Genomic DNA, 16,689 nt, shown 5'->3' with positions numbered 1-16,689 from the left:
TGAAAGCTTTAAACAACCAATCTTTTTCAAGCCGCCGCGTGCCCGGCCAACGGAAAAGTTTCGCGCAGATCGAGTACCCAGTTGTAGAGTTTATTGAATATAGCCATTTTTGGTATTAAATACCCATGACTTAGATCAGGGCAATGCACAGCCATTAATTTTAAACCCGGATGCTTCAACCAAATCGGCACGAATGCCTCAAAATTAGCGCGATCCATCGGATGATCGCCGTGAATCAGAAATATCGCACAATGCCTATGTCCGTCTGGAAGGTCCATAATATTCATGCGCTCTGGAATCCTTCGTATATTACTTTTGAGTTCTGGCCACGCATGATCCATGGTGACATCCAGATCGAATTGAGGATTGTTGAGGATGCAATTCGCATCGAACTCAAACGCGAATCGCACCGACGCAAATCCCGCCATCGACGAGCCAAAGAACACCACTTTCGCAGGGGCGTAATGAGGAACGATGGTCTTTAAAAAAGCAAGGTATGCATCCCCTAAATCGTCTTTAAGATAATAACTATTATGCGCGTCGGTCAGAAATAACACATCGGCGTCAATGTACTTCGAGAAGCCTTCCAATGAAGCGTATTTATCGCCTTGATTATGTGTTGCCAAAGAAACGAGCAGCCGCTCATGATACTGATCGGCCCGCCTTTTCAAATAGAGCGCCCGTTGGTCATTGCCATAGCTTATTTCTGTAAAATGATGCGCACAATCGGTTTTCACCATAAGTAATCATTACCTCGAGAGCAATCCAAATCAATTCGGCATGTTTAAGCTGAGCCTTTCGCCCTCACATCATGCTCAGGGAAATCGCATACAAGAAGAAAAAGTCAAGTTTTACAATAGCATGAACATTCAGAGGCACTTACCCTGTTTAATTCAACTTCTCAAAGATATCAGCCCCCCAGAAGTTTCTTAAGCTTCGCCTCATCCGGCTTCTTTCTGGGGGCAGTGTTATCTGCCGAACCGCATTCACATTAACATTTATCTTCGATAACACCGACCGCCAAAACTTGGGCGCATAGATTTCCGGTCGAATGGTCAAGTAATGACCACCATAACCATTCTCGTCGGAGAAAGCATATGGATAATTCCCCAAATGCACGCCAATCTTACCAAAATAGGCGGCTTCAATTGATGTGCTTGAGGTCAAGCTATATACATGGCTAATGCTATCGTGAGAAAGCAAGTGGTAAAAGTTGGCGTCTATCAGCTCAGTATTGGGAAACAGCCGCGTCAAAGCTATAACCACATTATTCTGTTTCGCATAGGGGTGAGGCTTGACCAGAATTTTTGAATGGGCCGCAGACAGTTCCGCGAAGTCATCCAGAAAATCCTCCGCCAAGGTAAGCCGCCCATTTTTAATTAGTACTTTGTCATCCGTAGTTTGGCAGGCGAATAACGCCAGGTCATCGCCTTCTTCGCATTCTTTTATTCTGGGTAAGCGTGACAAACTCGCCAATGCCACGCCAGCCGCGACATGCATTTCCTCCTCATACACCACCGAGTCCAGCATTTCTCCCGCCAAACCCACAATGTTGCTGCGCAGACCAAAAACCAGATCATCCATGAAGCGCACGGGATGTATGGTGAAGTCCACGTAAGGAATTTCCAATTCCTCCAGGCCCATCCTAATGATTTCCGGCAGCTCAAAGGAAACCACTAGAGAATCTTGGAAAACCTCGTGAATCAGGGCCTGCTCTCTCGCGTTAGGCCTCTTATTAAAAAGCTTCACCCAAGAATTCAAGCCAAGGGGTAGGCGATTGATCGAATACAACTGTTTAGCCAGGCAAGCACCGTCACCACTGAGTGCGACTGGCGAAATTGGCAGGCCCGACAGCAACTCAAGCGAGGGGCGAACCAAATGGTAAAGCCAGTTAATATTTATGGTTTGAGTGGGCTTGCCCTGCTCGTTGACCCGTAGGATATCTCCGGTGACCAGAATTTTTTTAATCTTGCTCATCACATACTCTCAATAAGCTCAACGAGGGGGGCGAAGCATTTCTCGGGCGAGAACTGGGTTTCCGCCGCTGATCGTGCCGCAACGGCCATGGCTTCCCGTTCGCGTTGATTTTCCAGGAGCAGCAACACGCCACTAATAAATTCGGCGCGGTCTTTCGCCACAATAACTCCGGATTCCTCTGGTGAGTGGATTCCAACCGCGCCCTCCGGTGAGGCTATCAGCGGTTTGCCATGGGCAAGCGCTTCAATGGACTTAATTTTGATGCCCCCACCATGAATCATTGGATTAAGCATGACATCGCATTCAGCGTATACCTTGGCTAATTCCTCGACCATACCGTGCAAATGCACCTTTTCCGGCACCGAGGTAAACCTTTGACATACTCCCCCGAATATATGGAGATGTATGGATAACTGACCGACAACCGGCCATACCTGCTTTAAAAACCAGTCAATCGCAAGGTAATTGGCATCGCTATTACCACCGACAAATCCCAGCCTAAGTTCCTTTGATACTGCCTTCGCCTCATAAACAATTTCGCCCACCTCACAGCCATGAGGACAACAAACCGGTATAGCTTTGCTCAGGGTCGACTCCAATACAGCCGCTTCCTCGTGCTGAATGGCAATGACCGAATTAAACCGCTCCAGTAATGTTCTCTCCTGACTGAAGGTCAAGGAGATATGATGGGGCAGCCCTTGGGAAAGGAAGCGATACTCCCGCATGGACATCAAATCATGGGTATCAAGCACGGTCAGCGCGGGATAACTCAAGGCATCACGGACATAGGCCAGCCGGATATATTGGAAAATCAGCGCATCGAAGTGAGGGGTCGTGTCCAAATAGGCTTTCAATGAGCGAAAATAAACCTCATGGTGCCATCTGGCCAGTCCAGCATAACGAGGGCAGGTTGATTTGCTTTCTAGCTTATTGCCCGCCTCCTCGAAGGCCTTATAGCTGACTACTTGCCCTCCCAGGCCAACCTTTGCAATTAACTCTTCCCGTTGCCTCCACAGCGAGCCGTAAAAAAATACGGTCAAACTCGCGTGCCGGCGCAATTCGTTGCACATGGCCAAGATACGGGCATGATTGCCAAGCCCTGGCTCCCAAAACGGGACGTCCGTCACCATCAACACTTTCTTTTCACGAATATGCCGCGCATTGCGGGTGGTCATCGCAAAAAGCAGATTCTGGATTTGCTTATTCTGCCGCTCCTGATAAATATCAAACAGCCGCAGGCTTTCTCTTCTCAGCTTTGGCAGATTATCCCAGGGATTATTAACTACCTCGGCGAGATCGGACACCAGTTTTCTGATGGAATCGCTGTAATGCTCAGCCAAAACGACCGGTATCCCTTTGCTGCCGGTTTCGGTGCTGAGGAAAGGCATACCGTGGCGGATGGCCGACAGGGTCTTAATTTTCAGGCCGGTGCCATCAACCATGGGATTGATAACCAGATCAACCTCCTTATAGAGATCGGCTTCCTCCGGCACGATCCCAAGGCAAGTCACAGGATGATTCTCCAGGCTTTTGCAAATAGTGCCGGCCGCGACCACCTCAACTCCCGAGGCGACCGCAGGCAATTCCCGCAACGCGGCCATGAACACTTCGAGGGACTTTCTGTTAAGTGAGTTATTGGAGCCAATGTATCCGACCCGCAGCTTATGACCTAAGCGCCGCTCGGGAAGGAAATCAGGCTTAACGGGATACCCCACCTCTATGACAGGTCTCTTAGTCAGCGATTGAAAGAACCTGCGCTCATCCTCTTGAATAGCGATCACGATATCCGCCCGGTTCAAGGCGATTTTTTCCTGATCCGGGGTGGTGTAAAAGAAATCCGGGGGTATTCCCTGCTTTTTCAACAATTCAGCCCGGCCACTCATGCGATCATGGCAGCTCAGAACCTTATATACATAACTGGGGAATAAAGTCAGCGCCTTACTGAAAAAAACATATTCGCAATAAACGGTATCGAACTGGCGCATGCTTTCGACCGTTTTTATGGAAATCTCCAGATCGCTATTAAACCAATCGTCTATTCCCCAAACCTCGCCCTTGCTCTTCTTGCGCTCCTTGCCAAGTCGGTGGGGCACGAAAACGAATTCCGGCCAAAACTTTTGCATTTCGGCCTTGGCTTCTGGAGTCACCCATTCCTGACCATAAAGCAGAAACGTCACTTGATGACCGGCCGCCAATATCTTTTGCGCCATGGCGAATATATGCGCCCGGTTTCCAGCATCCTGAGGATGCGATGGCGTGGGAGATATCCAGAGAATTTTCATGCGTCAACCACCTTGGAAAACCGGATGGATTGCACCCTGACGGCGAGCGTGCGCTGATCGGGCACGCCAAATTTGGTGGGGGACACGAGTTTGGGAAACCGAAACTTAAGCGCCCAGAAAGGAAAGCGATACCCTTCAGCGATGGTGAACTTGGCTTTCAATACCCCGGGAATGGCAATATCTCGGTCTTGGACTTCAATGTCCTTGCCGTTAATGCTCAATAGCGTGCCTTTGATGATTCCCGCCTCGATTTCGCCGACCACATGAATATTTAAGTCATAATGTCCGGGGCTGAGCGCTGGCACCAGAATGGAACTATAATTTTCCGGCCCCGCCCACCGGCCATCCGGCTCGGCGTGATACCAATTTCCGCCCGTGATTTCGCTACGCATATCCACTTCCAGCACATCCGGCCTGATCCGCTTGGGTATCTCCGGGGTTTTAATCTTGAACTCCGGGTCTTTGTATCGGCTGGATTCGATATAGGCGGCTTTCAAGTACTGGATTTCAGCCTTGATGTTCGTGAGCATGTCGATCAACTTATTATTTAAATCATGCCCGCTGGCATTCCCCAACTCCCCAACTAGCAAGGCACGCTGCTGGGCCACCACAACATCGTCAATTAAATTTTGGCGCATTGAGGCGAAATCCAGATCAAGGAACGATTCCACGGTGGAAACCAAGGTTTTTCTGGACTCCTCCGCCGACTCGCCAATGGCGGTATTATCGCCCTCGGCCACGGCAGTATCATCATCCTGCCCCTGCGCATCCTCTCCCTCCTGAATATCTTCCTCGGAGGAAAGGTAATGGGCCGTCAACAGGCTTTTTTCAGTCACACCATCGCACAGCTCAATTCTGTCCCCCGCGCTCAGCGCCGCAGGCAGGGATACATCAAAACCGCATTGCAATACTTCTCCCGCTTTCTGCACGTCCTGGCGGATTAAGTTCGCTTCCACTTGCGCGACCTGCGCCCCATTAACTTTGATTAACAAGCCAGCGCCACCTGAGAATACCACCGTGGCGGCGGCGTCTTTTTTCAAATACCAACCGACGATTTGCTGCTCAGTGAGTTGGTCAACGGTGATTTCATAGTCATCGCCGTCCTTATAGATAACCGGCACGGCCACCACATTCTGGGAAGCCGCCTTGCTCGATTTGGCCCTGGACGATTTGGACGATTTGGTCCGCTTCGGGGTGTGCCGGAATATCTCACCAAATTGCTGACTGACAACGACCACCTCATCCCGATTAACGTCAATCGGGTCAGTAAATTCGAACTCCATGGCATAATTCCCGTCCCCTCGACCCGCATCCCGTAAATCCTCGCGGTGGCGGTCACACCGCATTCTCCCGACAAAGTCTCCATTCACCATCACGGATATATCTAACTTGAGTTCCGGGCGCTCAGGAACCCATCCCCAAGCGACCATCAGGTTGGATTGAAGAGTTTCTACGTAGAATTCAGCTTTCATTAGTTGCCTCAAAATTATATTGATCTCATTGGGCCGCCATATAGCCGTGCCTAATCGGCTATATTAAACCCTAATACCACGTTTTGCTTTACATCCATCCCCGACCTGCCGTGACCATCCAAAATCACGCCATGAAAATTCATTGCTTCGCCCAGCCATGGCGCACGCGCCATGGACAATCGCCATGCGGAAAACCTTATCCCGTAGCCCGGCAGCGACTATTGAAGACGCTAATGTTCTGGGGTATTGGTGAGATAGCCCGCCATCGAAATTGGCATGACCGCTGCGCGGATTTTCGCGGATCATTTCAGCAATCCGCAATTTGTAATCATGCCTTTCATAGCTGGCGTAGGCTTATGGACGGAGGCTCTTAGAGGTGAGGGTCTAAATATACTTGGTCGGTTTTGGTATAGGATACGTTATTTTTAGGAGGCCGGGTATATCGCAGTTCCAAGCCGGATAACCCCAACCCAAGCTGGCGACGGTCCCCTAATCCCCATGCCTTGGGCGAATCAGCGTCCGGCAAGCGCAACACGATCCGCCACCGGCCATTCGCCTCCCGCCATTCCCTTGGCAGGGGCAAGCGGAATGGGGCTTCCTTGACGCGGCGGTCCACTTTCCAGCACAGCCGCGCATATCCATTCACGACCACAATGACGCGCTGAAATGCGCGGATTGGCGGTAAAAAAGTATTGATATGAAACAACAGTTCAAGGTCGTCATCAACTGTTTCGGTTTCAAACCGGAGTACCGCTTCGTCCTTTTCCGTCCAGCGCCCCCAGGATTCGCCATAAGACCAGCCATCCCCGAACAGGCCCGCCAGGGTTTCAGCATCGCTGGCATGAATGTACCGGCCCAGCGGTAAACGCGGCGGCGCGGGGGGCTTAAGGAATGGAGCGGGATGCCGTAGCTCCACCCCGGCGAGTGCCAGGCCGAGTTGGCGCCCGTCTTTTTGGCCCCATTGACTGGGCGGCTCGGCGTCGGGCAGTTCAAGCTTGACCCGCCACACGCCGTCATGGCTCCGCAGGTCCGGGGGCAAGGGCAGCCGGAACGGCGCGTCCCATTCCTTGCGGGCGAATTTTAAGCGGGCCTCGCGGTCCACCTTCCAACACAGCCAGGGGTGCCCGTTCACGCTGACGGCGACGCGCTGGAACAGTCGCCCCGGCGGCAGGAAGGCGCAGAGGTGGAGCAGCAATTCCTGATCGACCGCCCCGGCTTCGGCGCGGAAGCGCAGCACCGGCGCCTGGCCCTCAGACCACCGCCCCCAGGCCTCGCCCCGGTGCCAGCCCTCGCCGAACAAGCCCGCCGGGGCTTGCTCGGCACTGGCGGGGATGCGCCGATCCAGCGGCAGTGGGGGCGGCGCGGAAGGCTTGACGAATTCGTCGGCCCGCCGCAGTTCCAGGGCGGCCAGCCCCAATCCAAGCTGGCGAACATCCCTTTGGCCCCAGCCTGTGGGGAGTTCGGCATCGGGCAGATCAAACTTGACCCGCCACACGCCGTCATGGCTCCGCAGGTCCGGGGGCAAGGGCAGCCGGAATGGCGCGTCCCACGCCTTGCGATCCAGCCTCTTGCGGGCCTCGCGGTCCACTTTCCAGCACAGCAAGGGCCACCCGTTCACGCTGACGATGACGCGCTGGAACAGCCGACCCGGCGGCAGGAAGGCGCAGAGATGAAGCAGCAATTCCTGATCGACCGCCTCGGCTTCGGCGCGGAAGCGCAGCACCGGCATTTGGCTCTTGGACCAGCGCCCCCAGGCCTCGCCCCGGTGCCAGCCCTCGCCGAACAAGCCCGCCGGAGCGTCTTTGGTGCTGGCGGGGATGCGCCGATCCAGCGGCAGGCACGGCGCGGGCGGGGGTCCGATGGTCGCAGCGGCCCGCCGCAGCTCCAGCCCGGCCAGCCCCACCCCGAGCTGGCGGCAATCGCCTGGACCCCAGGCCCGGGGCGTGTCGGTGTCCGGCAGGAACAGGCGGATTCGCCAAGCGCCATCCTCGCCCGAGAGCTCGGGATATAAAGGCAACCAAAAAGGGGCATCCTTCGATTGGCGGTCCACTTTCCAGCAGAGCAGCCAATGCCCGTTCACGCTCACGACGACACGCTGGAAAGCGCTGACGGGCGACAGGAAGGCGTGCAGGTGGAGCAGCAATTCAAGCTCGCCCCCCTCGCTGGCCTCGGCCATGAAATGCAGAACGGCTTCGCGGCTCCCGGTCCAGCGGCCCCAGGACTCCTCCCGATGCCAGCCTTCCCCGAACAGCCCCGTTAAATCCGGCTCGTCGCTGACGCGGAGGCGGCGATTCAAGGGCAGTCGCGGGAGGGTGGCGGCGGCGGTTTCCGGCTCGGCCACATCGACCAACACCTCGCTGGCCGGATGGGCATCGTGGCCACGCACGGCCAAATCCGCGCCATGGTCTCCGCTCTCGGGGTGGCCGGCGGCGGGGGGAGGCGCGGAGATGTCGAGCATACGCGGCGCATCCCCCCTGTCGTCCGGGACGGGATCGGACGCCACGACCGCTTGCCGCAGCCAGCCGACCAATTGGCGGGCCCGTGCGGATTCGCTGTGGCTTTGGTAAAGCGGCTCACTGAGTCCGGTCGGGCCTAAACCCGCGCCATCGGATAGCGCGGACAGGATCACCTCGGCACCGATGGGGCTATCGAAGCAGGCCGGTCCGGCGTGGGCGTCCAGAACCCGCTGCAAATTATCCTGGCTCAACCGCCCGGCGGTGCCCCGCCCATCCGCGACGATCACGGCGACGCCCGCCGCCGCCGCCCGCAACGCCGCTTGGCCTGCGGCGATGACGCAATCGTAGCGGCTGTAGAACTCCGCCGGGCACGCCTGCGCCGCCGCGCTCGGCGGCAGTAGCTCCAGCCGGAACCACAGCAACTCGCAGGCACCCTGGGTCGCCGCGATTAAGGCGGGATCGTCGGCAATCAGAAGAACGCTGTGCCGCCCACCGCTGAACGCCCGCCTCGGCGGCGGCGTGTCCCCCGTGCCCAGCCAGGCGGAAAAACTGAATTGCTGTTTTAAGGGAATGCCGGCCTCGGTCAACACCGCCCGAGGAAAACCGCCGTCGGAGAGATAGCCCACGATCCGGGGATGGATCGGAACGGCGCCTTGCCGCACATCACGCAGGGTGACGCCATACACGACGGGGCGCTCCCGGTGCTGCCGCAACACCTTGCCAACGGTGGGCGCGTCCCAGCAGACGAACACATCGGCAGTCACTTTTTTAAGGGGACTCCCCCCGTGGCTTGACGCGGCCTTCTGGCCCACCGTTCGTTTCGACGTCCGGCCTTCCTCCGGGTTGACGAGGATGGTCTCTATCGACTCCCGGTCCCCCGCCAACAGCCGCACAAGCTTTTGATAGACCTCAACCGCCGCTGGTTGGCGCGGCGCTACCAAACAAATTTTAAATGGCATCATGTATCAATCGCAGTCGCTACCCACTCGAAGCGCCACCCTATATTAGCGGCCCTTCCACCCACAGTCTCCACCCCGCTTTTTTCACAGGTGAGATACATCTCAGCCCGCCAGCCCTGAAAAAGCTTACCCATGTCAACTATTTACTCGCATTATCCGGCAAGGACATGCGTTTATTATATTGGCAACGACATCGATTGCCGCCATTGTTTTTATCGAACCTTGCAAGGCTCTACCCGCCTGTTTTAGTATGGTAATCGTAACTGTCAAGCAAGGAAGCAGGTCGCCGCTATGCCCACGGATCGAGACGAAGCACGAAATTGTTCGTCCATTATATTGAACGGCGAGAAACGGAATTCATCTTTGAGAGCGACGCCACACTACCCCCTCACCACTTAGCTTTTTTAAGAGGAACTCATCATGGCTATAGCAGCGGGAACAACTTATTCTTCTGTCATCCGGGTCGAAAATGTCACTTTTAACAATGGCGGCGGCAACTCCCAATCTAGCTGGGATATGACCTCCGTCCTCGCTAACCCCACCAACGCCAACGCTGGCACAAACACCAATGCCCTTTTCAGCGCCCGGAACGACGCCGTAGATGGCGGCTGGGCCGGCAGCATCGGTTATGTGGACACTCCTGGAGGCACCCTCAACACAGACTCCGGCCCGTTCAGTCTGATGGCGTCCGGACTTTTCACCATCAGCACCAATAATGGCGGCACGGCGGCCAACATCGAAATCGCGTTGGTTCAGAGCGAAACTACTGGGCAGTTCTATTTAGTTTGCGAAAGAGGATCAGGCGGTGGCACCGGTTTTGGTTTTACCAATGCTAACCCCGGGCCCGCCGTCTTCACCTTGAATGCCTTCGACAACGGATCATTCGTCCTCGGCGACAACAATGCGACCGCCCCCTGCTTCCTGGCGGGCACCCGCCTCCTGACCCGTTCGGGCTATCGCGCCGTGGAAGAATTGCAAGTGGGCGATGAGGTGCAAACCCTCAACAATGGCTGGCAGGCCATTCGCTGGCTGGGCCATCGGGTGGAGGGGAAACTCGCCAACGGCACCTTCCCCTTTAAATCCCAACCCATCCGTATCGCCAGCCACGCCTTCGGCCCTGAACTGCCCGCCCGCGACCTGTGGGTTTCACCCGACCACGCGGTGTTCTTCAGAAACCATTTGATCCCCGCCAAGCATTTGGTCAATGGCGAGAACATCATCAGGGACGCGGACCTTGAGTCCATCACCTACTACCACGTCCTGTTGGATAAGCACGCCGTGATCTTCTCCGAAGGGCTGCCCACCGAGAGCTATGTGCCGCAGGAGAACCTCGGCTCCTTCGACAACGTCGACACCTGCCCAGAGGCATTGCGGAACGACATCGTCGCGCCCATCGGACTCTATGCGGACTGCTACCCCCGCGCCTCGCAAGGGGGCATCGTGGAGACCGCACGCGCTTACCTCGCCCGCAATTTGGCCGACGCCGTCAAGCTCGCCGCCGCCTAAGCGGATTCTGCCAATCCTCAAGTTTGCGAACCCGCCGGGTAGGCGAACTTGAGGACACCCCTCCTCCCCTCCCACACGTCCCAATAGACCGCCAGCCACTCAGGCGGCGGACTCATCATCTCGACGCCTAGCGGCCCCGCCCTTCCCGGCAAAAACAAGACACGGGAAAAATCAATGGCGGTCTGTTACGGTGCGAACCGCGCCCCTCACCGACTTTGTTTGCTTTAACCATGGCTAACGGCATAAATCGGTTTTTGGCCGGTTTTCTGGCCTCGCTACTGCTGTTGTTTCTATCGCTATCCATCGCCCTCCTCTGGCTGACAGCCACCGAGCCGGGCCTGCGCTGGCTGGCCCTTGAAATCGCCGCCCATGTGCCGGGCGTGGCGGTGGACAGCACGACGGGAACCCTGCTGGATGGCTTCACCTTGAACGGCATCGCCTACCGGGACGCCAGCGCCGAGGCGCGACTGGACAGCCTCGCCGTGACCTGGGAACCCGCCGACCTTTGGGAACGCCGACTGCACTTCCGGTCGATCAAGGCTCAAGGCTTGCGCGTCTTGGCCACCGGAAAAAGCGAGTCGAAAGAACCGCCCGCCTGGCCTGAGTTGCAATTGCCGCTGGCAATCGCGGTGGATGATTTCGAGCTAATCGGCGCCGAAATCCGCACCGCCGCCGAGGCCGAACCCACCCACATCGACCGACTGACGACCGCGCTATTCCTCGGGGAGGCAGGCTTGCGGATCGACCGCCTAGCGCTGGCGATGCCGCAAGTCGCCGCCGACGTGGCGGGCCGGGTGGAGTTCTCCGGCGCAAAAACGGTGGACCTGAAAACCGGCTGGCAGCTGACATTGCCGGACCAGCCACCGATTCAAGGCGCGGGAACGGTCTCCGGCGACCCGGGACGCCTGACCCTACGGCAAACTCTGCAAGCCCCGCTCCCGGCGGAACTGGCCGTGACGCTGGACAATCCCCTGGCCGATTTGACCTGGACGGCGCGGGCGAGCGCGCCGAAATTCTCCCCGGCGAAACTCGATCCAAGCTGGAAGCCCTGGCCCCTCGCCTTGAGCTTGCAAGGACAGGGCACGCTGGCCACCGCTTCGGTCACTGGCGATTTCACGGCGGACCTTCCCGACGTGGGCGTGGCGCGGGGCCAACTCAAGGCCCATTACCGCGAGCCGGGCGACGTCGTCGTCGAAACGCTGACGCTTGTTCTGCCCCGCACCGGGACCGAGTTCGTCCTGGACGGCAAGGCGGCGAACTTGCGAGACGCGCCCGAATTCAATATCGCGGCCCACTGGAAAAACCTGCTGTGGCCCCCCGAACCGAAGGCCGCGTGGCGCAGCCCCGAAGGCACGCTGGCCGTGTCGGGCAATCTCAAGGATATCCGCTTCGACCTGGACGGCAAGCTGCGGGACCAGCGGGTCGAGTCCACCGGCAATATCGGCGTGGAACGGGACCGGACGACTTTCCGCGCTGTGCGGGTACACGGCGCGGGCGTCGACGTGGCGGTGGACGGCACGCTCGGAGCGCGGCTGGATTTCGCTTGGACGCTCAAGGCCGACGACTTAGGCGCATGGCTGCCCGGCGCCAAGGGCAAGCTGAGCAGCCGGGGCACGCTGCAAGGGCCGCAGGATTCCCCCGCCATCGACGCCGAACTGACCGCCCAAAACCTGCGCTACGACGGCAACGGCGCGGCGCAACTCACGCTGAACCTGAAGGCCGGTCTCCAGCCGGATTCGCCTCTCGCCTTCAAGCTTTCCGCCGAGGATGTGAGCGCGGGCGGGCAACGGCTGGATGCGGATTTGGCCGGGCAAGGCACGCGGGCCAAGCATCGGCTGACGGGGCAAGTTAATTTGGCTCTTAGCCCCGCATCGCTCGATTTCACGGCGGAGGGCGGTGTGATTGCTGATAGCTGGGCGGGCCAGCTTAGCCAGTTCGATTTCAATATTCCGCCCGTGGGCCGCTGGGACTTGCAACGCCCGACCACCTTGAAACTCGGCAAAGCCGGCGGCGCGTTGGGCTTGGCCTGCTGGGACAGCCAAGGCGCGGAGGCTTGCTTGCAAGCGAAATTCAGCGCGGCGGGCGATTGGCGCTTGTCCACCGAGCTTTCCCGCTTGCCGCTGGCCCGCTTCAAAGCCAATTTGCCGGAAGCCGTGGCGGTGGCGGGCATGGTCCAAGCCACGGCGAGTTTCTCCGGCCAGGGCGGGCGCGTCGGCGAGGGCCAACTGGCACTGACGGTGGCCGGGGCGCGGCTGGATTATCGCGGCGATGGCAAGAACACGCTGAGCTTCGCGCCGGAATCCCTCGCGCTGCGGGCCGACGTTTCAAGCCGTGGCACCGGCATCACGCTGGACGCCGAACAACCGGGCTTCGCCTCCCTCCACGGACGGGCACAGTTGGCGGGACCGCTGGACCCGGATCGCCTCAAACAAGCGGCGCTGGCGGGCGGGATTCAAGTGGGGCTGGCGAACCTCGCCATCCTCGACCCCTTCGTCGAGGACATCGACCATGTGCAGGGCGCGTTCAACGCCGACCTGCAATTCAACGGCACGCTGGCATCGCCGGTGCTGGCGCTTCATGCTGCCGTGCCCGAGGCCGGGTTCGGCGTGCCGCGCCTGGGAATCCAAATCAGCCAAGTCAAACTGGAAGCCGTGACCCACACCGACAGCCAAGTCACGCTACAGGGCCGGGCGGTGTCCGGGAAAGGTGAAATCCGCTTGGACGGCACGGCGACCCTCAGCGAAGCCGCTGGCTGGCCGGTGAACCTGACGATCAAGGGCAACCGCTTCCTGGCGGCGGACATCCCGGAAGCCAAGGCGTGGGTCTCGCCCGATTTGGGCATCGGCTTCGAGGGCGGCACGCTCGTCTTGAAAGGCCAAGTGACGGTGCCGGAAGCCTCCCTCCATTTGCCTGAGCAAACCGGCACGGTGAAGCCCTCCGAAGACGTGGTGATGGTCGGGGCCAAGACGCCGCCGGAGAAAACCGCGCTTCCCATCGAAACCCATGTGGATGTGGTGCTGGGCAACCAGGTTCGGGTGCAGGGCGCGGGCTTCAAGGGCCGGGTGGACGGGCATGTGCTGGTGGATCAAGCGCCCAAGGGTCCGGCCCTAGGGACGGGGCAAATCGTGGTGCGGGACGGGAAATATTCAATCTACGGGGTCGAGCTGGACATCAACGATGGGCGGCTGTTGTTCGCCCATTCCCCGGTGGACAATCCCGGCTTGGATATTAGCGTGACCCGCAAGACCGACGACATAACGGCGGGGGCGAAGGTGCTGGGCACGGCGCAGAAACCCAGCGTGACCCTCTATTCCGACCAGCCCATGTCCCAGACCGACATCCTGGCCTATCTGGTGACGGGCAAGCCGTTCGGCCTCGCCTCCCAACAGGAGGGCGGGATGCTGCAAAGCGCGGCGGCGTCCTTGGGTGGCTCGGCGGGGGTGTTTCTGGCGAAGGAGGTCAGCAGTCGTCTGGGACTGGGCGGGTTTGTCGATATTAGTATGCAGAGTTCGCTGCATACCGGGGGGTTTTCCCAACCTTATCTGGGCGGTGCCACGTCCACCGCCTCGGGCACGCAAAGCGCCGCGCTATTCCTCGGCAAATACCTCACGCCCCGGCTGTATGTACAGTATGGCATGGGCTTATTCCAGACGGCTTATGTGTTCCGGGTGCGGTATGAATTGAGCAAGCATTGGAAGATTCAGACCGAGACGGGCGAATATAGCGGGGGGGATTTGCTGTATCAGTGGGAGAAATAAAGATTTTTATAGGATGGGTGGCGCGTAGCGAAACCCATTCCTTTGGGCTGGTCGGCATGACGGGTTCCGCGAAGCTCCACCCATCCTATAAGCCAAACCCTAGGCCAAATAAAATACCGCCCCCAACCCTCGTTCCGCCGCTTCCGTATAAAACTCAACCAAGTTATTGAAGTTCTCCAAAAGCGCCTCTTCACCATCTTCTTCCTTGAAGAATTCAATATGGTATATATCCGCATCCTCATCCAGATTTTGCAGACGCTCCAATACCATTGCCTCGGTCCATTGGGATAATTCCTGGGTGTGCTTTTTAACCTCATCCGATGAAATCAAAATGCAGCCGTTGTAGAGCGCATTATCAACCCGTGTGCCCTCGCCATTTAGCCCGGCTCCCTCCAAAAGCTTGTCCAGAATATCCCAAGCATTTTCAATATCCGTTGAGAATGCGTATTTCTCTTCGTCAGCGTCGTCTGCTTCCTCATCGCCCAAAACCCAACGGTCAATCAAGGAGTCAGATTCCCCGGTAAGCTCGTCGCCCCGCTGCTCGGCATCCTCTGCCATGGCGTCGATTTCTTCCTGGGTAAACGCTTTGAAAAAGGCATTCATGCTCATATCAAGCTCCGATGTTAAAGTTTGTATCGATCACCCACCGCCGCCGATTGGTTTGCGAATTTCGGCGGATCACCTAATAGTCTACGCGCCACGGTGGCTCACTGGATGAGCCTTTGGTTAAGGTTCTGAGAATTTTGCTGATAGGAATTAGAGCCTATAGGATGGGTGGAGCGTAGCGGAACCCATCGCAACGGGCGGGGTGGCAGGATGGGTTTCGTTGCGCTTCACCCATCCTATAAAACCAAGTCTTTGCATAACCGCCATGCCTAAACTCACCACCACCAACCACGACCGTGACAGCGCCGGTCTGACCTATGTTTACCCGGTGATTTCCCGCCGTTCCGGGGGGTTGTCCATCGGCGTCAACCTCAACCCCAACAACGCCTGCAACTGGCGTTGCGTCTATTGCCAGGTGCCGGATTTAATACGCGGCGCGGCCCCGGAGATTGATTTGGCTGTGCTGGAAGATGAATTGCGCGGCCTGTTGGACGATGCCTTGCACGGGGATTTTTTCGAGCTATTCCAACCGCCGGAAAGCCAGCGGGTGATCCGCGACATCGCCATTTCCGGCAATGGCGAGCCGACCAGCTTAAGGGATTTTGATAAGGCTGTGGCTTTGATCGGCGAAGTAGCGACAGAAGCAGGGATTTTGCCGCAGAGTAATTTTGTATTGATTACTAACGGTAGTTTGCTGCATCGGCCTTGCGTCCAGAATGGCCTGAAAAAGCTAAAGAAATTTGGTGGGGAAGTATGGTTTAAGTTGGATAGCGCTACCGAAGAGGGCAGGGCTTTAATAAATAATGCAGGTCAAAGTTGCCAGGCAAGTGTGGAGAATCTGCTGCTTTGTGCAAAGCTTTGTCCGACAAAGCTACAAACATGTTTATTGGATTACGACAAGCATGGTTTGCCTTCAGAAGAAAAAAACGCATTTCTTGATTTGCTGAGGCATATTAAAGTACAGGGTTGTGCGCTGAGGTCTGTGCTGCTGTATACGATTGCGAGACCGTCTCTCCAGCCGGAATCTGGTCGGCTGGAGAAGCTGTCGGTGGAGACGCTGAATACATTCGCTGATGAAATAAGGCTCTTGGGTTTTGAGGTCTTAGTAAGTCGGTGAGTGATATGTTAGGCTCTGATGTCTAGCAGGGATCCTATCGATTCTCTATCGGCCTGAAGTAGTTTAACTGCGGCAGAGGTTTCCAGTTCGGCTTCTTTTAAACTGAGTACCGGTTTGGTAATGTCATTGGGGCTGAACTCTGAACTGCCGACTTCATCTTTTTGTATGGGCAGCTTGGCTATCACTTGAGCAGCATCGGCTGATTTATGCTGAGCAGTATTGATTAGATTAACTGCGCTGGTGGTTGGTGTAATATTCATTTCATACCCCCTTATCATTGAATTGGCTTCAAGGTAATATTACATCTATGTGGGTAGTATGCAAAGATCGAATTGTGATTTTGGGATAGAAGTGTGAACAACAAGGCATTATTTTTAACGACGAACGGCTAAAAGCGTACAGGGCTTCTTGGAATTTATAACTTGTTGTGTAAGTGTAATTATGGCTATAATAGCAAGTTCATTCAAAGTGCGAATGTGGCGGAACTGGTAGACGCGCTGGATTTAGGTTCCAGTAGGTTATCCTGTGAGAGTTCGAGTCTCTCCATTCGCACCAC

General features: G+C 56.9%; 10 protein-coding genes and 1 tRNA gene. 4 read left to right on the top strand and 7 right to left on the bottom strand.

The window, feature by feature from the left end:
- Positions 1 to 26 precede the first annotated feature (26 nt).
- The 5 genes from ACXWUF_RS01800 to ACXWUF_RS01780 all read right to left on the bottom strand — a co-directional run bounded on the left by ACXWUF_RS01800 (position 27) and on the right by ACXWUF_RS01780 (position 9,149).
- On the bottom strand, positions 27 to 740 hold the full coding sequence (locus ACXWUF_RS01800) for a hypothetical protein (protein ID WP_458492937.1): 714 nt from the start codon (positions 738 to 740) through the stop codon (positions 27 to 29).
- Between the two features lie 148 nt (positions 741 to 888).
- The gene (locus ACXWUF_RS01795; protein ID WP_458492936.1) at positions 889 to 1,977 is read right to left on the bottom strand and encodes a hypothetical protein; all 1,089 of its coding nucleotides are present in this window, start codon (positions 1,975 to 1,977) and stop codon (positions 889 to 891) included.
- Positions 1,977 to 4,259, bottom strand: a complete 2,283-nt coding sequence (locus ACXWUF_RS01790; RefSeq protein WP_458492935.1) for a glycosyltransferase — start codon at positions 4,257 to 4,259, stop codon at positions 1,977 to 1,979. Before ACXWUF_RS01790 ends, ACXWUF_RS01795 begins: the two co-directional genes overlap by 1 nt.
- Positions 4,256 to 5,731: a hypothetical protein gene (locus tag ACXWUF_RS01785; protein WP_458492934.1), complete on the bottom strand. Its 1,476-nt coding sequence runs from the start codon at positions 5,729 to 5,731 to the stop codon at positions 4,256 to 4,258. Before ACXWUF_RS01785 ends, ACXWUF_RS01790 begins: the two co-directional genes overlap by 4 nt.
- Before the next feature lie 370 nt (positions 5,732 to 6,101).
- On the bottom strand, positions 6,102 to 9,149 hold the full coding sequence (locus ACXWUF_RS01780) for a hypothetical protein (RefSeq protein WP_458492933.1): 3,048 nt from the start codon (positions 9,147 to 9,149) through the stop codon (positions 6,102 to 6,104).
- Positions 9,150 to 10,004: 855 nt separating this feature from the next.
- Here ACXWUF_RS01780 and ACXWUF_RS01775 point away from each other — a divergent pair.
- Both ACXWUF_RS01775 and ACXWUF_RS01770 read left to right on the top strand, forming a co-directional pair.
- On the top strand, positions 10,005 to 10,652 hold the full coding sequence (locus ACXWUF_RS01775) for a Hint domain-containing protein (RefSeq protein WP_458492932.1): 648 nt from the start codon (positions 10,005 to 10,007) through the stop codon (positions 10,650 to 10,652).
- Positions 10,653 to 10,882: 230 nt separating this feature from the next.
- A complete protein-coding gene (locus ACXWUF_RS01770) occupies positions 10,883 to 14,410 on the top strand; it encodes a translocation/assembly module TamB domain-containing protein (protein WP_458492931.1) in 3,528 nt (1,175 codons plus the stop codon).
- Positions 14,411 to 14,509: 99 nt separating this feature from the next.
- On the opposite strand, the gene ACXWUF_RS01765 is transcribed toward ACXWUF_RS01770, so the two are convergent.
- On the bottom strand, positions 14,510 to 15,019 hold the full coding sequence (locus ACXWUF_RS01765) for a DUF1877 family protein (protein ID WP_458492930.1): 510 nt from the start codon (positions 15,017 to 15,019) through the stop codon (positions 14,510 to 14,512).
- Positions 15,020 to 15,281: 262 nt separating this feature from the next.
- On the opposite strand from ACXWUF_RS01765, the gene ACXWUF_RS01760 reads away from it, so the two are divergent.
- Positions 15,282 to 16,133, top strand: coding sequence for a radical SAM protein (locus ACXWUF_RS01760; RefSeq protein ID WP_458492929.1), 852 nt, complete (start codon positions 15,282 to 15,284; stop codon positions 16,131 to 16,133).
- A gap of 8 nt (positions 16,134 to 16,141) precedes the next feature.
- Here the strand turns inward: ACXWUF_RS01760 and ACXWUF_RS01755 are convergent, their stop codons facing one another.
- On the bottom strand, positions 16,142 to 16,393 hold the full coding sequence (locus ACXWUF_RS01755) for a hypothetical protein (RefSeq protein WP_458492928.1): 252 nt from the start codon (positions 16,391 to 16,393) through the stop codon (positions 16,142 to 16,144).
- 210 nt (positions 16,394 to 16,603) lie between these two features.
- Between ACXWUF_RS01755 and ACXWUF_RS01750 the strand changes: the two genes are divergently transcribed.
- Positions 16,604 to 16,688, top strand: a tRNA-Leu gene (locus tag ACXWUF_RS01750).
- Position 16,689 lies beyond the last annotated feature (1 nt).

This window comes from Methylomagnum sp., from assembly GCF_054333355.1.
The sequence above is the reverse complement of the archived record's forward strand: the minus strand, read 5'-3'. Positions and strand labels throughout refer to the sequence as shown.

Bases quoted from the DNA above. Each gene is read 5' to 3' on its own strand.
- ACXWUF_RS01780 (WP_458492933.1), bottom strand. From the start codon at position 9,149: ATGATGCCATTTAAAATTTGTTTGGTAGCGCCGCGCCAACCAGCGGCG.
- ACXWUF_RS01770 (WP_458492931.1), top strand. From the start codon at position 10,883: ATGGCTAACGGCATAAATCGGTTTTTGGCCGGTTTTCTGGCCTCGCTA.
- ACXWUF_RS01790 (WP_458492935.1), bottom strand. From the start codon at position 4,259: ATGAAAATTCTCTGGATATCTCCCACGCCATCGCATCCTCAGGATGCT.
- ACXWUF_RS01795 (WP_458492936.1), bottom strand. From the start codon at position 1,977: ATGAGCAAGATTAAAAAAATTCTGGTCACCGGAGATATCCTACGGGTC.
- ACXWUF_RS01760 (WP_458492929.1), top strand. From the start codon at position 15,282: ATGCCTAAACTCACCACCACCAACCACGACCGTGACAGCGCCGGTCTG.
- ACXWUF_RS01765 (WP_458492930.1), bottom strand. From the start codon at position 15,019: ATGAGCATGAATGCCTTTTTCAAAGCGTTTACCCAGGAAGAAATCGAC.
- ACXWUF_RS01755 (WP_458492928.1), bottom strand. From the start codon at position 16,393: ATGAATATTACACCAACCACCAGCGCAGTTAATCTAATCAATACTGCT.
- ACXWUF_RS01800 (WP_458492937.1), bottom strand. From the start codon at position 740: ATGGTGAAAACCGATTGTGCGCATCATTTTACAGAAATAAGCTATGGC.
- ACXWUF_RS01785 (WP_458492934.1), bottom strand. From the start codon at position 5,731: ATGAAAGCTGAATTCTACGTAGAAACTCTTCAATCCAACCTGATGGTC.